The organism is Sphingomonas sp. GW821-FHT10F11 (assembly GCF_058809095.1).
Map to the genome: position 1 here is coordinate 392,958 of NZ_JBXASH010000004.1, position 13,659 is coordinate 406,616.

Genomic DNA, 13,659 nt, shown 5'->3' on the forward strand with positions numbered 1-13,659 from the left:
CCACCCCAAGCACCCGCCGATTCCGACGCTGTGGCTGATGACCGACGAGCGCATGGGCGACGAGCTATGGGCGGCAATCCAAGCCTTGCCGCGCGGCGCGGGGATCGTGTTCCGCCATCACGCGACCGGCCTTGCCAAACGGCGCGCGCTGTTTGCGCGGGTGGCCCGCGTGGCGCGGCCCAAGCGGCTAATGCTGATACGGGCCGGATCGACACCGTTCGGGCCTGAAGCCGGGGTTCATGGGCACGGCTCGCTCCGGCCAGGCGGCGTTCGCACCTGGGCGGCACATTCCCGGGCAGAGGCGATCGCCGGCAAGCGCGCTGGTGCGGACCTGCTGTTCGTGTCGCCGCTCTATCCGACTCGATCGCACCCCGGTGCCGGGGCGCTTGGTCCCGTCCGCGCCGCCGCCATCGCGCGCGGGCTCGGCATTCCCGTCATCGCGCTAGGCGGGATGGACGCGGCGCGATTCAGGAAATTGCGGAAAGCGGGATTTCACGGCTGGGCGGCGATTGACGCCTGGCTACCCGATCAGAAGCGGAACGCCGTCCCGATATAGACTGCCTGGCTGTCGCGGCGATCGTCCGGCGCGGGCTGGAGGCGATAATCGCGCTCCGCCTTGTAGCGGACGCCCGCCGTCACATCGAGGTTGCGGGTCAGGCGATAGGAACCGCCGACATCGAGCGAATAGGCCGGTGCTTCCTCGACCAGCTTGGGCGCATTGGGCAGCGGCCGATCGGCCCCCGCCTTGACCCGGCCGGTGAAGCGATTGCCTGAATAGCTGACACCGACATCGACCGCCTCGCGGCTGCCCGGCATGCCGGCGAGATCGACCTTGGCGACATCGCCCGACAGCGCAAACCGACGCCAGCCGACCGCGACGCCCAGATTATAGGCGATCGGTGCGATGCTGACCGAGGACGGCGTATCGATGATCGACCCGGCGCGCTCAGCGGCCAGCGCCGTACGAGTCGAGCGTGCGCGAACCGCGACGGTGACGGCACGGTTGCCGTTGCGGCGCGATTCGGTCGGGGTGAAGCGGAAGCTGCTGGTGTCGAGCCCGCTCCGCGCGAACACCGCCGCGAGCTTCGGGTCGGCCGCAGCCGGCGTGAAGGAGTTGATGTCGCCGACGTTCAGCGGCGCGATGCGCTTGATCGGCAAGCGCGAATCGCCCGGTGCGCCGATCGCCGGTGCCATGGCGAAGCCGGCGGCGACGAGCGCCCCCACTCCGATTCCAGACATCCAACGCCTTGAAAACACGTGCGACCCCTTACAGTGCGCGGATTCGGCACCTTCACTCCAATCCGCGCCTATCACGATTCGATCCAGCCCTGCCACTGTCTTGACGCATTTTCCCCCGAAGTGTTGCGCGCGGCACACAGGCCGCCCGCGCGCGCCATGCTTGCGGCAGGCGCGAGACCATCTATAGATGCCCGAGATTCTCATGAAACCGTCCAGGAAACCGCCGATGAACCGCCTTTTGCGTACCGCGATTGTGGTTTCGCTTGCCCTCCCGCTCATGGCCTGTGGCCATCGCGGCAAGGATCGCGCCGCTCCCGATCTGGCCGCCGCCAAGGTGACCACGATCGGCGTGAACTCCTATCTGTGGCGCGCCAGCCTCGACACGCTGAGCTTCATGCCGCTGCTGCAGACCGATTCGAACGGCGGCGTGATCGTGACCGACTGGTATGTGAACCCGGCCGCCCCGACCGAGCGGATGAAGGTGACCGTGACGATCCTCGACCAGGACTTGCGCGCCGATGGCCTGCGTGTCGCGGCGCTGCGCGAAGTCAATCAGGGCGGACAATGGGTCGCATCGCCCGTCGCGGCGGCGACCGTGCAGAAGCTCGAGGATATCATCCTGACGCGGGCGCGCGATCTGCGCCGTGCCGCCATCGCCAATTAAAGGCGTTCTCTCGATGGCGTCACGCTTCAACGCGCTGAAGGCGGACGCGGCATGGCAGAAGGTGTGGGACGACCGCCGCACCTTCGCCGCGCGCGACGATTCGACCAAGCCGCGTACCTATGTGCTCGAGATGTTTCCGTACCCGTCGGGGCGGATCCATATCGGCCATGTCCGCAACTATACGATGGGCGACGTGCTCGCCCGGTATCGCCGGATGACGGGCCACGAGGTGCTCCATCCGATGGGTTGGGACGCGTTCGGCATGCCGGCCGAGAATGCCGCCATGGAAAAGGGCGTGCATCCCGGCGGCTGGACCCGCGCCAATATCGCGACGATGAAGGCGCAGCTGAAGCGGTTGGGCTTCGCGCTCGACTGGACGCGCGAGCTGGCGACCTGCGAGCCCGATTATTACGGACATGAGCAGGCGTTGTTCCTCGACTTGTTCGCTGCTGGCCTGGTCTATCGCAAGGAATCCTCGGTCAACTGGGATCCGGTCGACATGACCGTGCTCGCCAACGAGCAGGTGATCGACGGCCGCGGCTGGCGGTCGGGCGCCCTGGTCGAGCGGCGCAAGCTGAGCCAGTGGTTCCTCAAGATCACCGATTTCGCCGACGAGCTGCTCGAGGGCCTGGATGGGCTGGAGCATTGGCCCGACAAGGTGAAGCTGATGCAGGAGAACTGGATCGGCAAGAGCCAGGGCCTGACCTTCCGCTTCACGCTGTCCGACGGCGAACAGGTCGAGGTGTTCACCACCCGGCCCGACACGATCTTCGGATCGAGCTTCGTCGCGGTGGCGGCCGACCATCCGATCGCGCGTGCCGCGGCGGAACGCGATCCGGCGGCGGCTGAATTCATCGAGCTGTGCAAACGCGGCGGCACCACCGCGGCCGAGATCGAGACTCAGGAGAAGCTGGGTTTCGACACCGGCCTACGTGCCACGCATCCCTTTGATCAGACGTGGAAACTTCCGGTCTATATCGCCAATTTCGTGCTGATGGACTATGGCACCGGCGCGGTGTTCGGCGTGCCCGCCCATGACCAGCGCGATCTGGACTTCGCGCGTAAATATGCGCTGCCGGTGCGCCGTGTCGTTTCCGATGGCGATATCACCGATCCCGTGTTCAAGGGCGGCGAGGCCTATACCGGGCCCGGCACCCTGGTGAATTCGCACTTCCTCGATGGCATGGATGTCGAGGATGCCAAGCGCACCGTGATCCGCCGTGCCGAGGAGGAAGGCTGGGGCACCGGATCGACCGTGTTCCGGCTGCGCGACTGGGGCGTCTCGCGCCAGCGCTACTGGGGCACACCGATCCCGATCATCCACTGCGACGCCTGCGGCGCGGTGCCGGTGCCGCGCGAGCAACTGCCGGTCGTGCTGCCCGAGGATGTCAGCTTCGACATCCCCGGCAACCCGCTCGACCGGCATCCGACCTGGAAACATGTCGACTGCCCGAGTTGCGGCGGCAAGGGCCGGCGCGAAACCGACACGCTCGACACCTTCGTCGATTCCTCCTGGTATTTCATCCGCTTCGCCAGCCAGCCGGGCAATGCGCCGTTCGATCGCGCGGTGGCCGAAAAGTGGCTGCCGGTCGCTCAATATATCGGCGGCGTCGAGCATGCGATCCTGCATCTGCTCTATGCGCGCTTCTGGACCCGGGCGCTGCGCCACATCGGCATGCTCGACGTGGCCGAGCCCTTTGCTGGGCTGTTCACGCAAGGCATGGTCACGCACGCCAGCTATTATCAGCGCCCAGAGGGATCAGAGCGTCCGAGCTATTTCGAGCCCTCCGCCATCTCGCAGCGCAGCGATGGCACGGCTTATGTCACCGAGACGGGCGAGGACGTGATCATCGGCCGCGTCGAGAAGATGTCGAAGTCGAAGAAGAACACCGTCGACCCGACCGAAATCGTCGACCAATATGGCGCCGACGCGGTGCGCTGGTTCATGCTTTCCGACAGCCCGCCCGAGCGCGACCTGCCGTGGAGCGAGGCGGGCATCGAAGGATGCTGGCGCTTCATCCAGCGGCTATGGCGGCTGTTCGACGGCCTGGCCGAAGCCGAGGCGAATGACATGCGGGATGCATCACTCGACCGCAAGACTCACCAGACCATCGCCGGCATCGCCGCCGATATCGAGGCATTGTCGTTCAACAAGGCAGTCGCCAAGCTGTACGAGCTGGTCAACGCGATCGAGCGCGCCGGCCCTTCCACCTCGCGGATCGACGGGATCCGCACGCTGATGCGGCTGGTGTCGCCGATGGCGCCGCACCTGGCCGAGGAAGCCTGGGCCGCCAATGGCGGCGAGGGCCTGATCGCCGATGCGCCCTGGCCCGAGGTCGACCCCGCGCTGCTGGTCGAGGACGAGGCGACCATCGCACTCCAGGTCAACGGCAAGCTGCGCGACACGGTGACAGTCGCCAAGGGCACGCCGCGCGAGGCGATGGAGACGATCGCCTTGGCCAATGCCAATGTGCAGCGTATCCTGGACGGCGCCGCCCCAAAAAAGGTGATCGTCGTGCCCGACCGTCTCGTGAACATCGTCGCATGAAGCGTTTCGCGCTTCTCGCCGCCCTGGCGCTCACGCTATCGGGCTGCGGGCTGCATCCGCTCTATTCGGGCGGCGGATCCGGCGCGGTGGCGACGACTCTGACCCGGGTCGAGGTCGGGCCGATCGAAGGCAAGGCGGGCTGGCTGATGACCAACGCGCTGAGGGACCGGTTCCAGGCCAGCGGCACCCCGCTCTACCGGCTTGAGATCAAGCTCGACGACAAGATCATCGGCCTTGGCGTGCGGCGCGACGACAGCGTCTCGCGCGAGCGCCGGACGCTGCGCGCGCGCTACCAGTTGGTCGACCTGTCCAAGGGCACGGTACTACTCGACGCGACCGCTGGATCGGATGCCGGCATCGACGTGGTCAATTCCGAATATGCGACGATCGCCGCGGAGAACACCGCACTTGAGCGGCTATCCGATATCGTCGCGGACCAGATCGTCGCGCGCGTGGCGCTCTATGCGCAGCGGACCGCAGCGCCGGCGCAATGAGCGCGCGGCCGTGAAGGCGAACGCCAACCAGATCCGCGCCGCGATCGATGCGGCAAGCCCCGATATCCGCCTCTATCTGCTCCACGGACCTGACGAATCGGGGGCGCAGGAGATCGCGGCGCGGCTGGCGCGGACGATGGGTCCTGATGCGGAGCGGGTCGATCTCGAGCCCTCGATGCTCAAGTCGAATCCTGGACGCCTGGCGGACGAGGCGGCCTCCATGTCGCTGTTCGGCAGCGCGCGCCACATCCGGATCAGCGGTGCGGGTGACGATTGCGTGGAAGCCTTCACCCTGCTGCTCGACTCCGAACGGGCCGGGAATCCGGTCGTCGCCATCGCGCCGTCGCTCAAGGCGACCTCCAAGGCGGTGAAGCTGGCGCTGGGGGCCCCCCGCGCGATGAGCTTCGCCTGTTACCTGCCCGAGGGAGGCGATGCCGAGAAGCTCGCCACCGCCATCGCGCGCGAGCAAGGCCTGCGCACTACCGGCGACACCGCGGCGCGGCTGGCCAATGCCACCGGCGGCGACCGGGCGGTAATGACGCGGGAGCTTGAGAAGCTCGCGCTCTATCTTGACGCCTCTCCCGAGCGACCGCGCGAGCTGGACGATGCGGCGCTTGACGATGTCGGCGCGGATCTGGGCGATTCGGAGATGAGCCGCGCGATCGACGCAGCGATCGACGGACGCCCGGATGCCCTGGGCGGCGAACTCGCCCGGCTCGAAGAAGCCGGTGTGTCGCCAATCCCGGTGCTGCGTCAGTTGGTTCGGCGGCTGATGACCTTGGCCGAGTTGCAGGCCGAGATCGACGCCGGAGCAAGCCCGGGAACGGTGATCGAGCGGGTATTCTTCCGTGAACGCGCCTCGACCGGTCGGGCGCTGCGCACCTGGTCGGCGCCGAAGATCAGCGAAGCGATTCAGCGCGCGCGGGTGGCGGAACGGGCGATCATGAGTTCGGCGAACGCCGGAACGGTGCTGGCCCAGTCGGCGATCGTAGCGGTGGCCCGGATGGCCGCACGACAGCGCTAGTACTCAGCATATACCTCTACTTATCAAGTAGTTACTCGTTAAATTCGTTCGCCGGTCAGACGCTGGCAGACCATGTCGAGCTGGTCGAGCGTCGAATAGGACAGCGTGAGCGAGCCACCTTTCGGGCCGTGCGCAATACGCACGGCGAGACCCAATAGATCGGCGAGATGATGCTCCAGCGCCGCCAGATCGGCATCGCGGGCATTGTCGCCGCTGCGAATCCGCGCCTCGGCCGGCTTGGCGGCCCGGGCGAGGCGCTCGGTGTCGCGTACCGAGAGGCCCTTGGCGATGACCTGATAGGCGAGCTGCTCGATATCGGGCGCGCCGATCAGCGCACGGGCATGGCCCATGCTGAGTTCGCCCTCGATCACCTTGTCCTGCACCATCTTGGGCAGATCGAGCAGGCGTAGCAGGTTGGCGATATGGCTGCGCGACTTGTGGACGAGCTTGCCCAGTGCTTCCTGGGTATGGCCATAATCGTCGATCAGCCGGTGATAGGCCTCGGCCTCTTCGATCGCGTTGAGATCCTGGCGCTGGATATTCTCGACGAGCGCGATCTCGAGCGTTTCCGCATCGTCGAACTCGCGGACGATCACCGGGACTTCGTGGAGCCGCGCCCGTTGCGCCGCGCGCCAGCGGCGCTCGCCCGCGACGATCTGATAGCCCTTGCCATGTGGGCGGACGACGATCGGCTGGATAACGCCGCGTGCGGCGATCGATTCAGCCAGCTCCTCAAGCGCCGCTTCGCTGAAATGGCGACGGGGCTGGCCCGGGTGCGGCGTCAGCGAGCCGACCGGCAAGGTGCGGACGCCGCTCGACAGCGACTCGCCGCCGCGGACTGGTTCCTCGCGCGCGATGTCGCCCATCAGGGCATTGAGGCCGCGGCCGAGTCCGGCGCGGGGCTTGGGCCGCTGATGCGGCGTCTGATCAGCTACGTTGTCGGTCATGCGGCCCTGGCAGGTTGCTGGGGGACGGGTCTGGTGGGCAGGCGCGCGATCAGCTCGCGGGCAAGCGCGATATAGGCTTCCGAGCCGGCACAACGATAGTCGTAGATCAATGCGGGCAGGCCATGACTCGGCGCCTCCGAAAGTCGGACGTTTCGCGGGATGACCGTGTCGAACACCACGCGACCGAGTACGGCGCGGACATCGGCCGAGACCTGGTCGGTCAATCGGTTGCGCCGATCATACATGGTCAGCGCGACGCCGAGGATCGACAGGCCCGGATTGAAACGCTCGCGAATACGTTCGACCGTGTTGAGCAATTGGCTCAGGCCTTCGAGCGCGAAGAATTCGCATTGCAGCGGCACGAGCAAGGAATTGGCCGCCACCATCGCATTGAGCGTAAGCAGGCCAAGCGACGGCGGACAATCGATCAGCACCACGTCCCAGCGCTCGTCGGACCGGGCGAGCGCGCGATTGAGCCGGTGGGTGCGCTCTTCATAGTCGACCAGCTCGATCTCGGCGCCCGACAGGTCGACCGTCGCCGGCACGATCTCGAGCTTGGGCACGCAGGTCGGAATCGCCGCTTCGGCGATCGGCATCTCGCCAAGCAATATGTCGTAGCTGGATTTCTCGCGCTCGGCGCGATTGATGCCGAGACCGGTCGAGGCGTTGCCCTGAGGGTCGAGATCGATGATCAGCACCCGCGAGCCTGTCGCTGCGAGCGCGGTTCCCAGATTGATCGCTGTGGTGGTCTTGCCCACTCCGCCCTTCTGGTTAGCGACGGCAATGACGTTCATCGGCGTGACACCCCTTTGGCGAGGACGATGAGGGATTCCGGATCGGTGATGCTGTGTTCCACGTGAAACACACCATGCCATGTCTGTTCGGCGACCGCCACCTCTTCGCGCGCACTTCGTCCCTTTGGGAGAATCCACAGGGTCGTGCGGCGACTGCATTGGACTGCCGAGGCGAACAGCGTCGAGAGTTGCGCGACGGCCCGGGCGGAGATCACCGCGACCGGTTGGTTGACCACCTCGACCTTGCCGGCGACGATCTCGACCCGGGCCGCGATTCCCAGCGATTCAGCCGCTGCCTGGAGGAATTCGGCCCGTCGCTTGCGGGGTTCGACCAGGATGGTGCGGCGCTCGGTGAGGGCCGCAACGACCAGTCCGGGGAATCCGGCGCCGGTGCCGATATCGAGCCAGTCGCCCTCCGCGTCCGCGTCACGCGCAAAGCCGATCAACTGCGCTGAATCGACGATATGACGCGACCAGATCGCTTCGAGCGTCGAGGGTGCGATCAGATTTTGCCGGCCGGCCTCGTCGATGACGAGCCCGGCAAGATCGGCCATCCGCCGCTCACCCGCCAACCCGAAACGATCGCGGATCCAGGTCTTTCCCTCGTTCTCGGTCATGCGGCGCGGCGCCGGGCGTGCAACAGGATCGCGGTCAGCGCCGCTGGCGTGATGCCGCGGATACGGCTTGCGGCCCCCAGGGTAGCCGGGCGCACCTGGCACAGCTTCTCGACCATCTCAGTCGAGAGGCCGGGGATGACGGCATAGTCCAGATCGTCGCGCAAGTTGATCGAATCATTGGTGCGGAGTTGCGCGACTTCCTCGTCCTGGCGCCGCAGATAGGGGGCGTAGCGAGCATCCTCGGCAATCTCGGCGACCAGCGCCGGATCGTGCGCCATCACCAATCCAGGTGCGACATGGTCGATCGTGACACCCGCGAAACGCAACCACTCAGCCCCCGATCTTTTCTGGCCATCAAGCGGACCGGCAGCCCCATTGGCCAGCACCGTGGCGGCCGACAAGGGCTGGTCGAGTACGGTTTCGATCTCGCGGCGCTGTCGCGAGCGATCGGCTAGGCGTGCCAGACGCTCCGGTCCGAGGCAGCCGATAGCCTCGGCGATCGAACCCAGCCGGGTCTCGGCATTGTCGGCGCGCAGCCTCAGCCGGTATTCGGCACGGGCGGTGAGCATGCGATACGGTTCGGTAATGCCTTGCAGCACCAGATCGTCGATCATCACACCGAGATAGCTCGTCGCCCGGTCGAGCACGACCGGGTCCGCGCCGAGCGCGACCGCCGCGGCATTGAGGCCGGCGATCAGCCCCTGCCCCGCCGCTTCCTCATAGCCTGTCGTGCCGTTGATCTGCCCACAGCAGAACAGCCCGCGCATCGCCCGCACCTCAAGTGTCGGATCGAGTGCGCGTGGATCGATATGATCATATTCGACCGCATAGCCCGGGGTGATGATCCGCGTCGCCTCGAGCCCAGGGATCGAGGCAATCATCGCCGCCTGGACATCGGCCGGGAGCGAAGTCGAGATGCCGTTGGGATAGATGGTCGCGTCGTCCAGCCCCTCCGGCTCGAGGAAGATCTGGTGCCCGTCGCGGTCGCCGAACCGGTGGATCTTGTCCTCGATCGACGGGCAATAGCGCGGCCCGGGTCCGGCGATCGCGCCGCCGAACAGGGGCGAACGATCGAGCGAGGCGCGAATGATCGAATGTGTTTCTTCGGTCGTGCGCGTGATCGCGCAGAAGAGCTGCGGCAGGGAGCGCCCCTGGGTGACCGGCGACATGGTCCAGGGATCATCGTCGCTGCGTTGCTCGGCAAGGCAGCTCCAGTCGATCGTCCGGCCATCGAGCCGCGGCGGGGTACCGGTCTTGAGTCGCGCCATGGGCAGGCGCGCATCGCGCAACTGCGCCGCCAGCAGCGAAGCCGCCGCCTCGCCGATCCGCCCGCCGGTCAGGCGCTCTTCGCCGCAGAAGATACGGCCGCCAAGGAAAGTGCCGGTCGCGAGGACGACGGCGCGGGCATTGAGCGAAGAGCCGTCGGCCAGGGTGACGCCGGCCACTGCACCCGAGGCGGTGAGAGAGAGCGCGGCAACTTCACCCGGTACGATGCTCAGGCCGTGCTGATCCCTCAGCATGCGCTGGATCGCCGCTGCATATAGACGCCGGTCGGCCTGGACGCGGGGTCCCTGTACCGCCGCGCCCTTGCTGCGGTTGAGCATACGATAATGGATACCCGCCGCGTCGGCCGCGCGGGCGATCAGGCCGTCAAACGCATCGACCTCGCGGACCAGATGGCCCTTGCCGAGCCCGCCAATCGCCGGATTGCACGACATGGCCCCGATCTTGGCTGGATCGAAGCTGACCAGCGCGGTGCGGGCGCCACGGCGCGCGGCCGCGGCCGCAGCCTCGGTCCCGGCATGGCCTCCGCCAACCACGATCACATCGAAATCCATGATGCCCCGCTAGGTCGGCGTTACCCCGCTGTCAAAACTGTTCCACGTGGAACGTCTATTTACCGAGACAGAATCGCGTGAACAACGCGTCCAGCATCGCTTCGACGTCGCTCCGTCCGACCAGCCGGTCCAGCGCCTTCATCGCCAGCCGCAGCTCCTCGGCAAAGACGATCGGGTCGCCCTGCTCGCCTGCCGCGCGGAGGCTGTCGGCGCACAACGCCAGCAGGTCGCGTTGCCGCCGATTGACGGCGACCGCATCCGGGCGCGGTAACAGCGTAACGGCGCGGTCCCGCAACAACGCCCATAGATCATGGATGCCCTGCCCCGTCGCCGCGGAAAGGGCGAGGTCCGTCCCCGCCGGCATCGACGCGCGCGAGGCAATATCGGCCCGGGCATGGATGCGGATCGCCGTCGGCTGCGGCGCCCCGTCGTCGCCCAGCCAGAGCACCAGGTCGGCCGCCTGCATTGCCTCTTCGGCGCGCGCGATGCCGATGCGTTCGATCGGGTCAGGCGTTTCTTCGAGCAGCCCGGCGGTATCCGTCAGCACATAGGCGATGCCGTCGCGGATCACCGGCGCCTCGATCCGGTCGCGCGTGGTTCCCGAAATGGGCGAGACGATTGCGGCATCGCGTTCGGCAAGCGCGTTGAACAGGGTCGATTTACCGCTGTTGGGCGGGCCGGCGATCACCACGCGCAGGCCGTCGCGAAGGCGTTCGACCGGCGGCACGGCGAGCAGGGTTGCGATCTCATCGGCGAGCGCCAGCGCCTCGGCGGCAAAGGCGGGTGGCGCAGCCTGGTCGACCTCATCCTCCTCGGCGAAGTCGAGCTGCGCTTCGACCTGCGCGGCCAAGGCCAGGAGCCGGTCGGTCCAGTCTTCTGCCCGTTTGCGGATCGCACCCTCAGCCATGGCCAGTGCCGCACGGCGCTGGCTTTCGGTTTCCGCCGCGAGCAGGTCGCCAAGCCCTTCGGCTTCGGTCAGGTCGATCCGGCCATTGGCGAGCGCCCGCCGGGTGAATTCGCCCGGTTCGGCGCGACGCATTCCAGACAGAGGCGCCAAGGCGGCCTCGACCGCCTGGACCACGGCGCGCGCGCCATGGACGTGGAGTTCGACCAAATCCTCGCCGGTTGCGCTATCGGGACCCGGGAAGATAAGCACAAGCGCCCGGTCGAGCAGCAAGCCGTCGCCGCCGCGCAGCGCCCGCAGGACCGCGCGGCGCGGTTCCGGCAAATTGCCCGCCAGCCCGCGCACCGCAGCAAAGGCGCCCTCCCCGCTCAACCGGATGATCGCGATCGCAGCCGGCGAGGCCCCGCTCGATACGGCGAAGATCGTGTCCATCACGCGTTACTTGGAAGACGTCTCGAACATCTTGCGCCAGAAGCTCATCCCGGCCTCGCCCATCGGCGACCAGCTCTTCATCATGGACTCGATCATCTCGGGCGGGACCGCGCCGTCCATCGCACCCATCACGCCCTGGATATATTTCTCATGGACCGGGGTGAAATCGGGCAACCCCATGACGCGCCTTGCTTCTTCCGGGGTGCAATCGACTTCGACATTGATCTTCATAGGCCATCTCCGCTTGAGCGGGCGACGGCCACGCTGCATAAGCTTACGTCCTGTATGCGCGCGACTTGGGCCGGATCGCAACGCCCATCGCCCGTCTGCGGATTTCGGGCGATCGCCGCCCCTTCAGCCGAGGACAGTCATGACCGCAACGATCACGATCGACACGCTCGACGGCACGGGCGATTTCACCGCCTATTGCGCCGAGCCCGCCGGACCGCCGCGCGCGGCAATCGTCGTGATCCAGGAGATCTTCGGGGTGAACGCCGGCATCCGCCGCAAATGCGACCGGCTAGCCGAGGACGGCTATCTTGCCATCGCGCCCGACCTGTTCTGGCGACTCGAGCCGGACACACAGCTCGATCCCGATATCCCGGAGGAGTTCCAGCAGGCGCTGGCAATGATGGGGCAGTTCGACCAGGACACCGGCATCCGCGATATCGAGGCGACGATCCGCGCCGCGCGCAAGATGCTCGGCGCGGAAGGCAAGGTCGGCGCGGTGGGCTATTGCCTTGGCGGCCGCCTCGCTTTCATGACCGCCGCGCGGACCGATGTGAACGCCAGCGTCTGCTATTACGGCGTCGGCATCGACGGGCTGCTCGGCGAGAAGCACGCGATCGCGCATCCGGTACTGCTGCACGTGCCGGAAGAGGATCATTTCGTCGACAAGGCGTCACAGCAACGCATGCACGCAGGGCTCGACGATCATCCCAAGGTGACGATCTTCGATTATCCCGGCGAGGACCATGGCTTCGCGACCGAGTTCGGGTTGCGGCGGTCGGATGCCTCGGCAGCATTGGCGGACGAGCGGACGGCCACGTTCTTTGCTGGGAATTTGGGCTAGCCTGGCTCCCAGTCAGGATCGCGCTCTATCGCGAGCCGCATACCAGCTGCCGGAACAAGTCCAACATGACGGTTGGTGATTTGAAGCCTCACATCAGCAGGTGCAGGATACCGACGTCATTATCCACGATTCCGTGGTAAATCATTGATCCTGATACATAAAGTATCACAGCTAGGCCTATGTATGCGATCCAGTGATAGCGTTCGATCAGCCGGGCGATGAAGTTCGCGGCGACCGCCATCAGGGTCACCGACAAGATCAGGCCGAACAGCAATACGGTCGGATGCTCGCGTGCCGCGCCGGCGACGGCGAGGACATTGTCCAGGCTCATCGAGAGATCGGCGATCGCTACCTGAATCGCTGCGCGCAGGAACGTCTTGGTCGGCTTGACGCCTTCGACCGCTGCAGTCTCCGGATCGTCGACTGTCACCGCAGCCGGTGCAGGATGAAGCTCACGGAACAGCTTCCAGGCGACCCAGAGCAGCAATATGCCGCCGCCAAGCAGCAGGCCGACGACATGAAGCAGCTTGGTCGCGATCAGCGCGAAGCCGATCAGGCAGATCATCGCTATGACCACGCCGAAACCGAGCACCTGCTTGCGCTGCTTCGGCGGCAGTCCCGCCGCAAGCGCGCCGAGCACCATGACATTGTCGCCCGCCAGCATCAGATCGATCATGATCACCTGACCGAGCGTCGCGAGACCGGCGGCAGTGAACACGTCCGCAAAATTGATCACAGAGGGTCTCCGAAATAGGTCACGGCCGGCATCGGCTCATAAAAGGGATGGAGCAGTTCGCGCCACCGCGCATAACGCGCGGACGTGCGAAAGCCGTCGCGATGACTGGCGATGTCCTCCCACTCCACGAGCAGCAGATATTGGTCGGGGCTTTCACAGGCCTTTCGTACCGCGATCGAGCGGAAGCCGGGTGAAGCGGTAATCAGCAGGCGGGCTTCGGCCATGGCGGCTTCGAAAGCGGTGGACTGGCCGGGTTTTAGGGCGAGGAGGGCGTGTTCGAGGATCAAGGACGAGTTCCCGATACACAAGCGGCGCGGGCAAAGCCCGCGCCGTCGACCGGGGCTTTGCCC

General features: G+C 66.3%; 15 protein-coding genes. 6 read left to right on the forward strand and 9 right to left on the reverse strand.

Features of this window, described 5'->3' with window-relative positions; all coding sequences use genetic code 11:
• Positions 1–37: 37 nt before the first annotated feature.
• On the forward strand, positions 38–556 hold the full coding sequence (locus AC1RT8_RS15185) for a thiamine phosphate synthase (RefSeq protein WP_493076487.1): 519 nt from the start codon (positions 38–40) through the stop codon (positions 554–556).
• On the opposite strand, the gene AC1RT8_RS15190 is transcribed toward AC1RT8_RS15185, so the two are convergent.
• On the reverse strand, positions 529–1,239 hold the full coding sequence (locus AC1RT8_RS15190; RefSeq protein WP_493076488.1) for a porin: 711 nt from the start codon (positions 1,237–1,239) through the stop codon (positions 529–531). The two genes, AC1RT8_RS15185 and AC1RT8_RS15190, sit on opposite strands and share 28 nt — an antisense overlap.
• 226 nt (positions 1,240–1,465) lie before the next feature.
• Between AC1RT8_RS15190 and AC1RT8_RS15195 the strand changes: the two genes are divergently transcribed.
• The 4 genes from AC1RT8_RS15195 to holA are packed head-to-tail and all read left to right on the forward strand — an operon-like array spanning position 1,466 to position 5,969.
• Positions 1,466–1,903, forward strand: coding sequence for a DUF3576 domain-containing protein (locus tag AC1RT8_RS15195; RefSeq protein ID WP_372856407.1), 438 nt, complete (start codon positions 1,466–1,468; stop codon positions 1,901–1,903).
• Between the two features lie 13 nt (positions 1,904–1,916).
• Positions 1,917–4,451, forward strand: a complete 2,535-nt coding sequence (gene leuS / locus AC1RT8_RS15200) for a leucine--tRNA ligase (RefSeq protein WP_493076489.1) — start codon at positions 1,917–1,919, stop codon at positions 4,449–4,451.
• Positions 4,448–4,945 carry an LPS assembly lipoprotein LptE gene (gene lptE, locus AC1RT8_RS15205; RefSeq protein WP_493076490.1) on the forward strand — a complete coding sequence of 166 codons (498 nt, stop codon included), beginning with the start codon at positions 4,448–4,450 and terminating at the stop codon, positions 4,943–4,945. Before leuS ends, lptE begins: the two co-directional genes overlap by 4 nt.
• A 10-nt stretch (positions 4,946–4,955) precedes the next feature.
• Complete coding sequence (holA, locus tag AC1RT8_RS15210) at positions 4,956–5,969, forward strand: DNA polymerase III subunit delta (RefSeq protein ID WP_493076534.1); 1,014 nt, start codon at positions 4,956–4,958, stop codon at positions 5,967–5,969.
• A gap of 38 nt (positions 5,970–6,007) precedes the next feature.
• Here the strand turns inward: holA and AC1RT8_RS15215 are convergent, their stop codons facing one another.
• From AC1RT8_RS15215 to AC1RT8_RS15240, 6 genes are read right to left on the reverse strand one after another with little or no spacing between them, the layout of a single operon-like run.
• Positions 6,008–6,916: a ParB/RepB/Spo0J family partition protein gene (locus AC1RT8_RS15215; RefSeq protein WP_493076491.1), complete on the reverse strand. Its 909-nt coding sequence runs from the start codon at positions 6,914–6,916 to the stop codon at positions 6,008–6,010.
• Positions 6,913–7,710: a ParA family protein gene (locus AC1RT8_RS15220; RefSeq protein ID WP_493076492.1), complete on the reverse strand. Its 798-nt coding sequence runs from the start codon at positions 7,708–7,710 to the stop codon at positions 6,913–6,915. The genes AC1RT8_RS15215 and AC1RT8_RS15220 overlap by 4 nt, the downstream gene beginning before the upstream one ends.
• On the reverse strand, positions 7,707–8,327 hold the full coding sequence (locus AC1RT8_RS15225) for a 16S rRNA (guanine(527)-N(7))-methyltransferase RsmG (protein ID WP_493076493.1): 621 nt from the start codon (positions 8,325–8,327) through the stop codon (positions 7,707–7,709). The genes AC1RT8_RS15220 and AC1RT8_RS15225 overlap by 4 nt, the downstream gene beginning before the upstream one ends.
• Positions 8,324–10,165: a tRNA uridine-5-carboxymethylaminomethyl(34) synthesis enzyme MnmG gene (gene mnmG / locus AC1RT8_RS15230; RefSeq protein WP_493076494.1), complete on the reverse strand. Its 1,842-nt coding sequence runs from the start codon at positions 10,163–10,165 to the stop codon at positions 8,324–8,326. Before mnmG ends, AC1RT8_RS15225 begins: the two co-directional genes overlap by 4 nt.
• Positions 10,166–10,220: 55 nt before the next feature.
• A complete protein-coding gene (gene mnmE / locus AC1RT8_RS15235) occupies positions 10,221–11,501 on the reverse strand; it encodes a tRNA uridine-5-carboxymethylaminomethyl(34) synthesis GTPase MnmE (RefSeq protein ID WP_493076495.1) in 1,281 nt (426 codons plus the stop codon).
• A 6-nt stretch (positions 11,502–11,507) separates the two neighbouring features.
• Positions 11,508–11,732, reverse strand: coding sequence for a DUF6489 family protein (locus AC1RT8_RS15240; RefSeq protein WP_493076496.1), 225 nt, complete (start codon positions 11,730–11,732; stop codon positions 11,508–11,510).
• Between the two features lie 139 nt (positions 11,733–11,871).
• Between AC1RT8_RS15240 and AC1RT8_RS15245 the strand changes: the two genes are divergently transcribed.
• Positions 11,872–12,573: a dienelactone hydrolase family protein gene (locus AC1RT8_RS15245; protein ID WP_493076497.1), complete on the forward strand. Its 702-nt coding sequence runs from the start codon at positions 11,872–11,874 to the stop codon at positions 12,571–12,573.
• Positions 12,574–12,661: 88 nt separating this feature from the next.
• On the opposite strand, the gene AC1RT8_RS15250 is transcribed toward AC1RT8_RS15245, so the two are convergent.
• Together AC1RT8_RS15250 and AC1RT8_RS15255 are read right to left on the reverse strand one after the other, a co-directional pair.
• Positions 12,662–13,309: a YjbE family putative metal transport protein gene (locus AC1RT8_RS15250; RefSeq protein ID WP_493076498.1), complete on the reverse strand. Its 648-nt coding sequence runs from the start codon at positions 13,307–13,309 to the stop codon at positions 12,662–12,664.
• Positions 13,306–13,596, reverse strand: a complete 291-nt coding sequence (locus AC1RT8_RS15255) for an antibiotic biosynthesis monooxygenase family protein (RefSeq protein ID WP_493076499.1) — start codon at positions 13,594–13,596, stop codon at positions 13,306–13,308. The genes AC1RT8_RS15250 and AC1RT8_RS15255 overlap by 4 nt, the downstream gene beginning before the upstream one ends.
• Between the last annotated feature and the right edge of the window lie 63 nt (positions 13,597–13,659).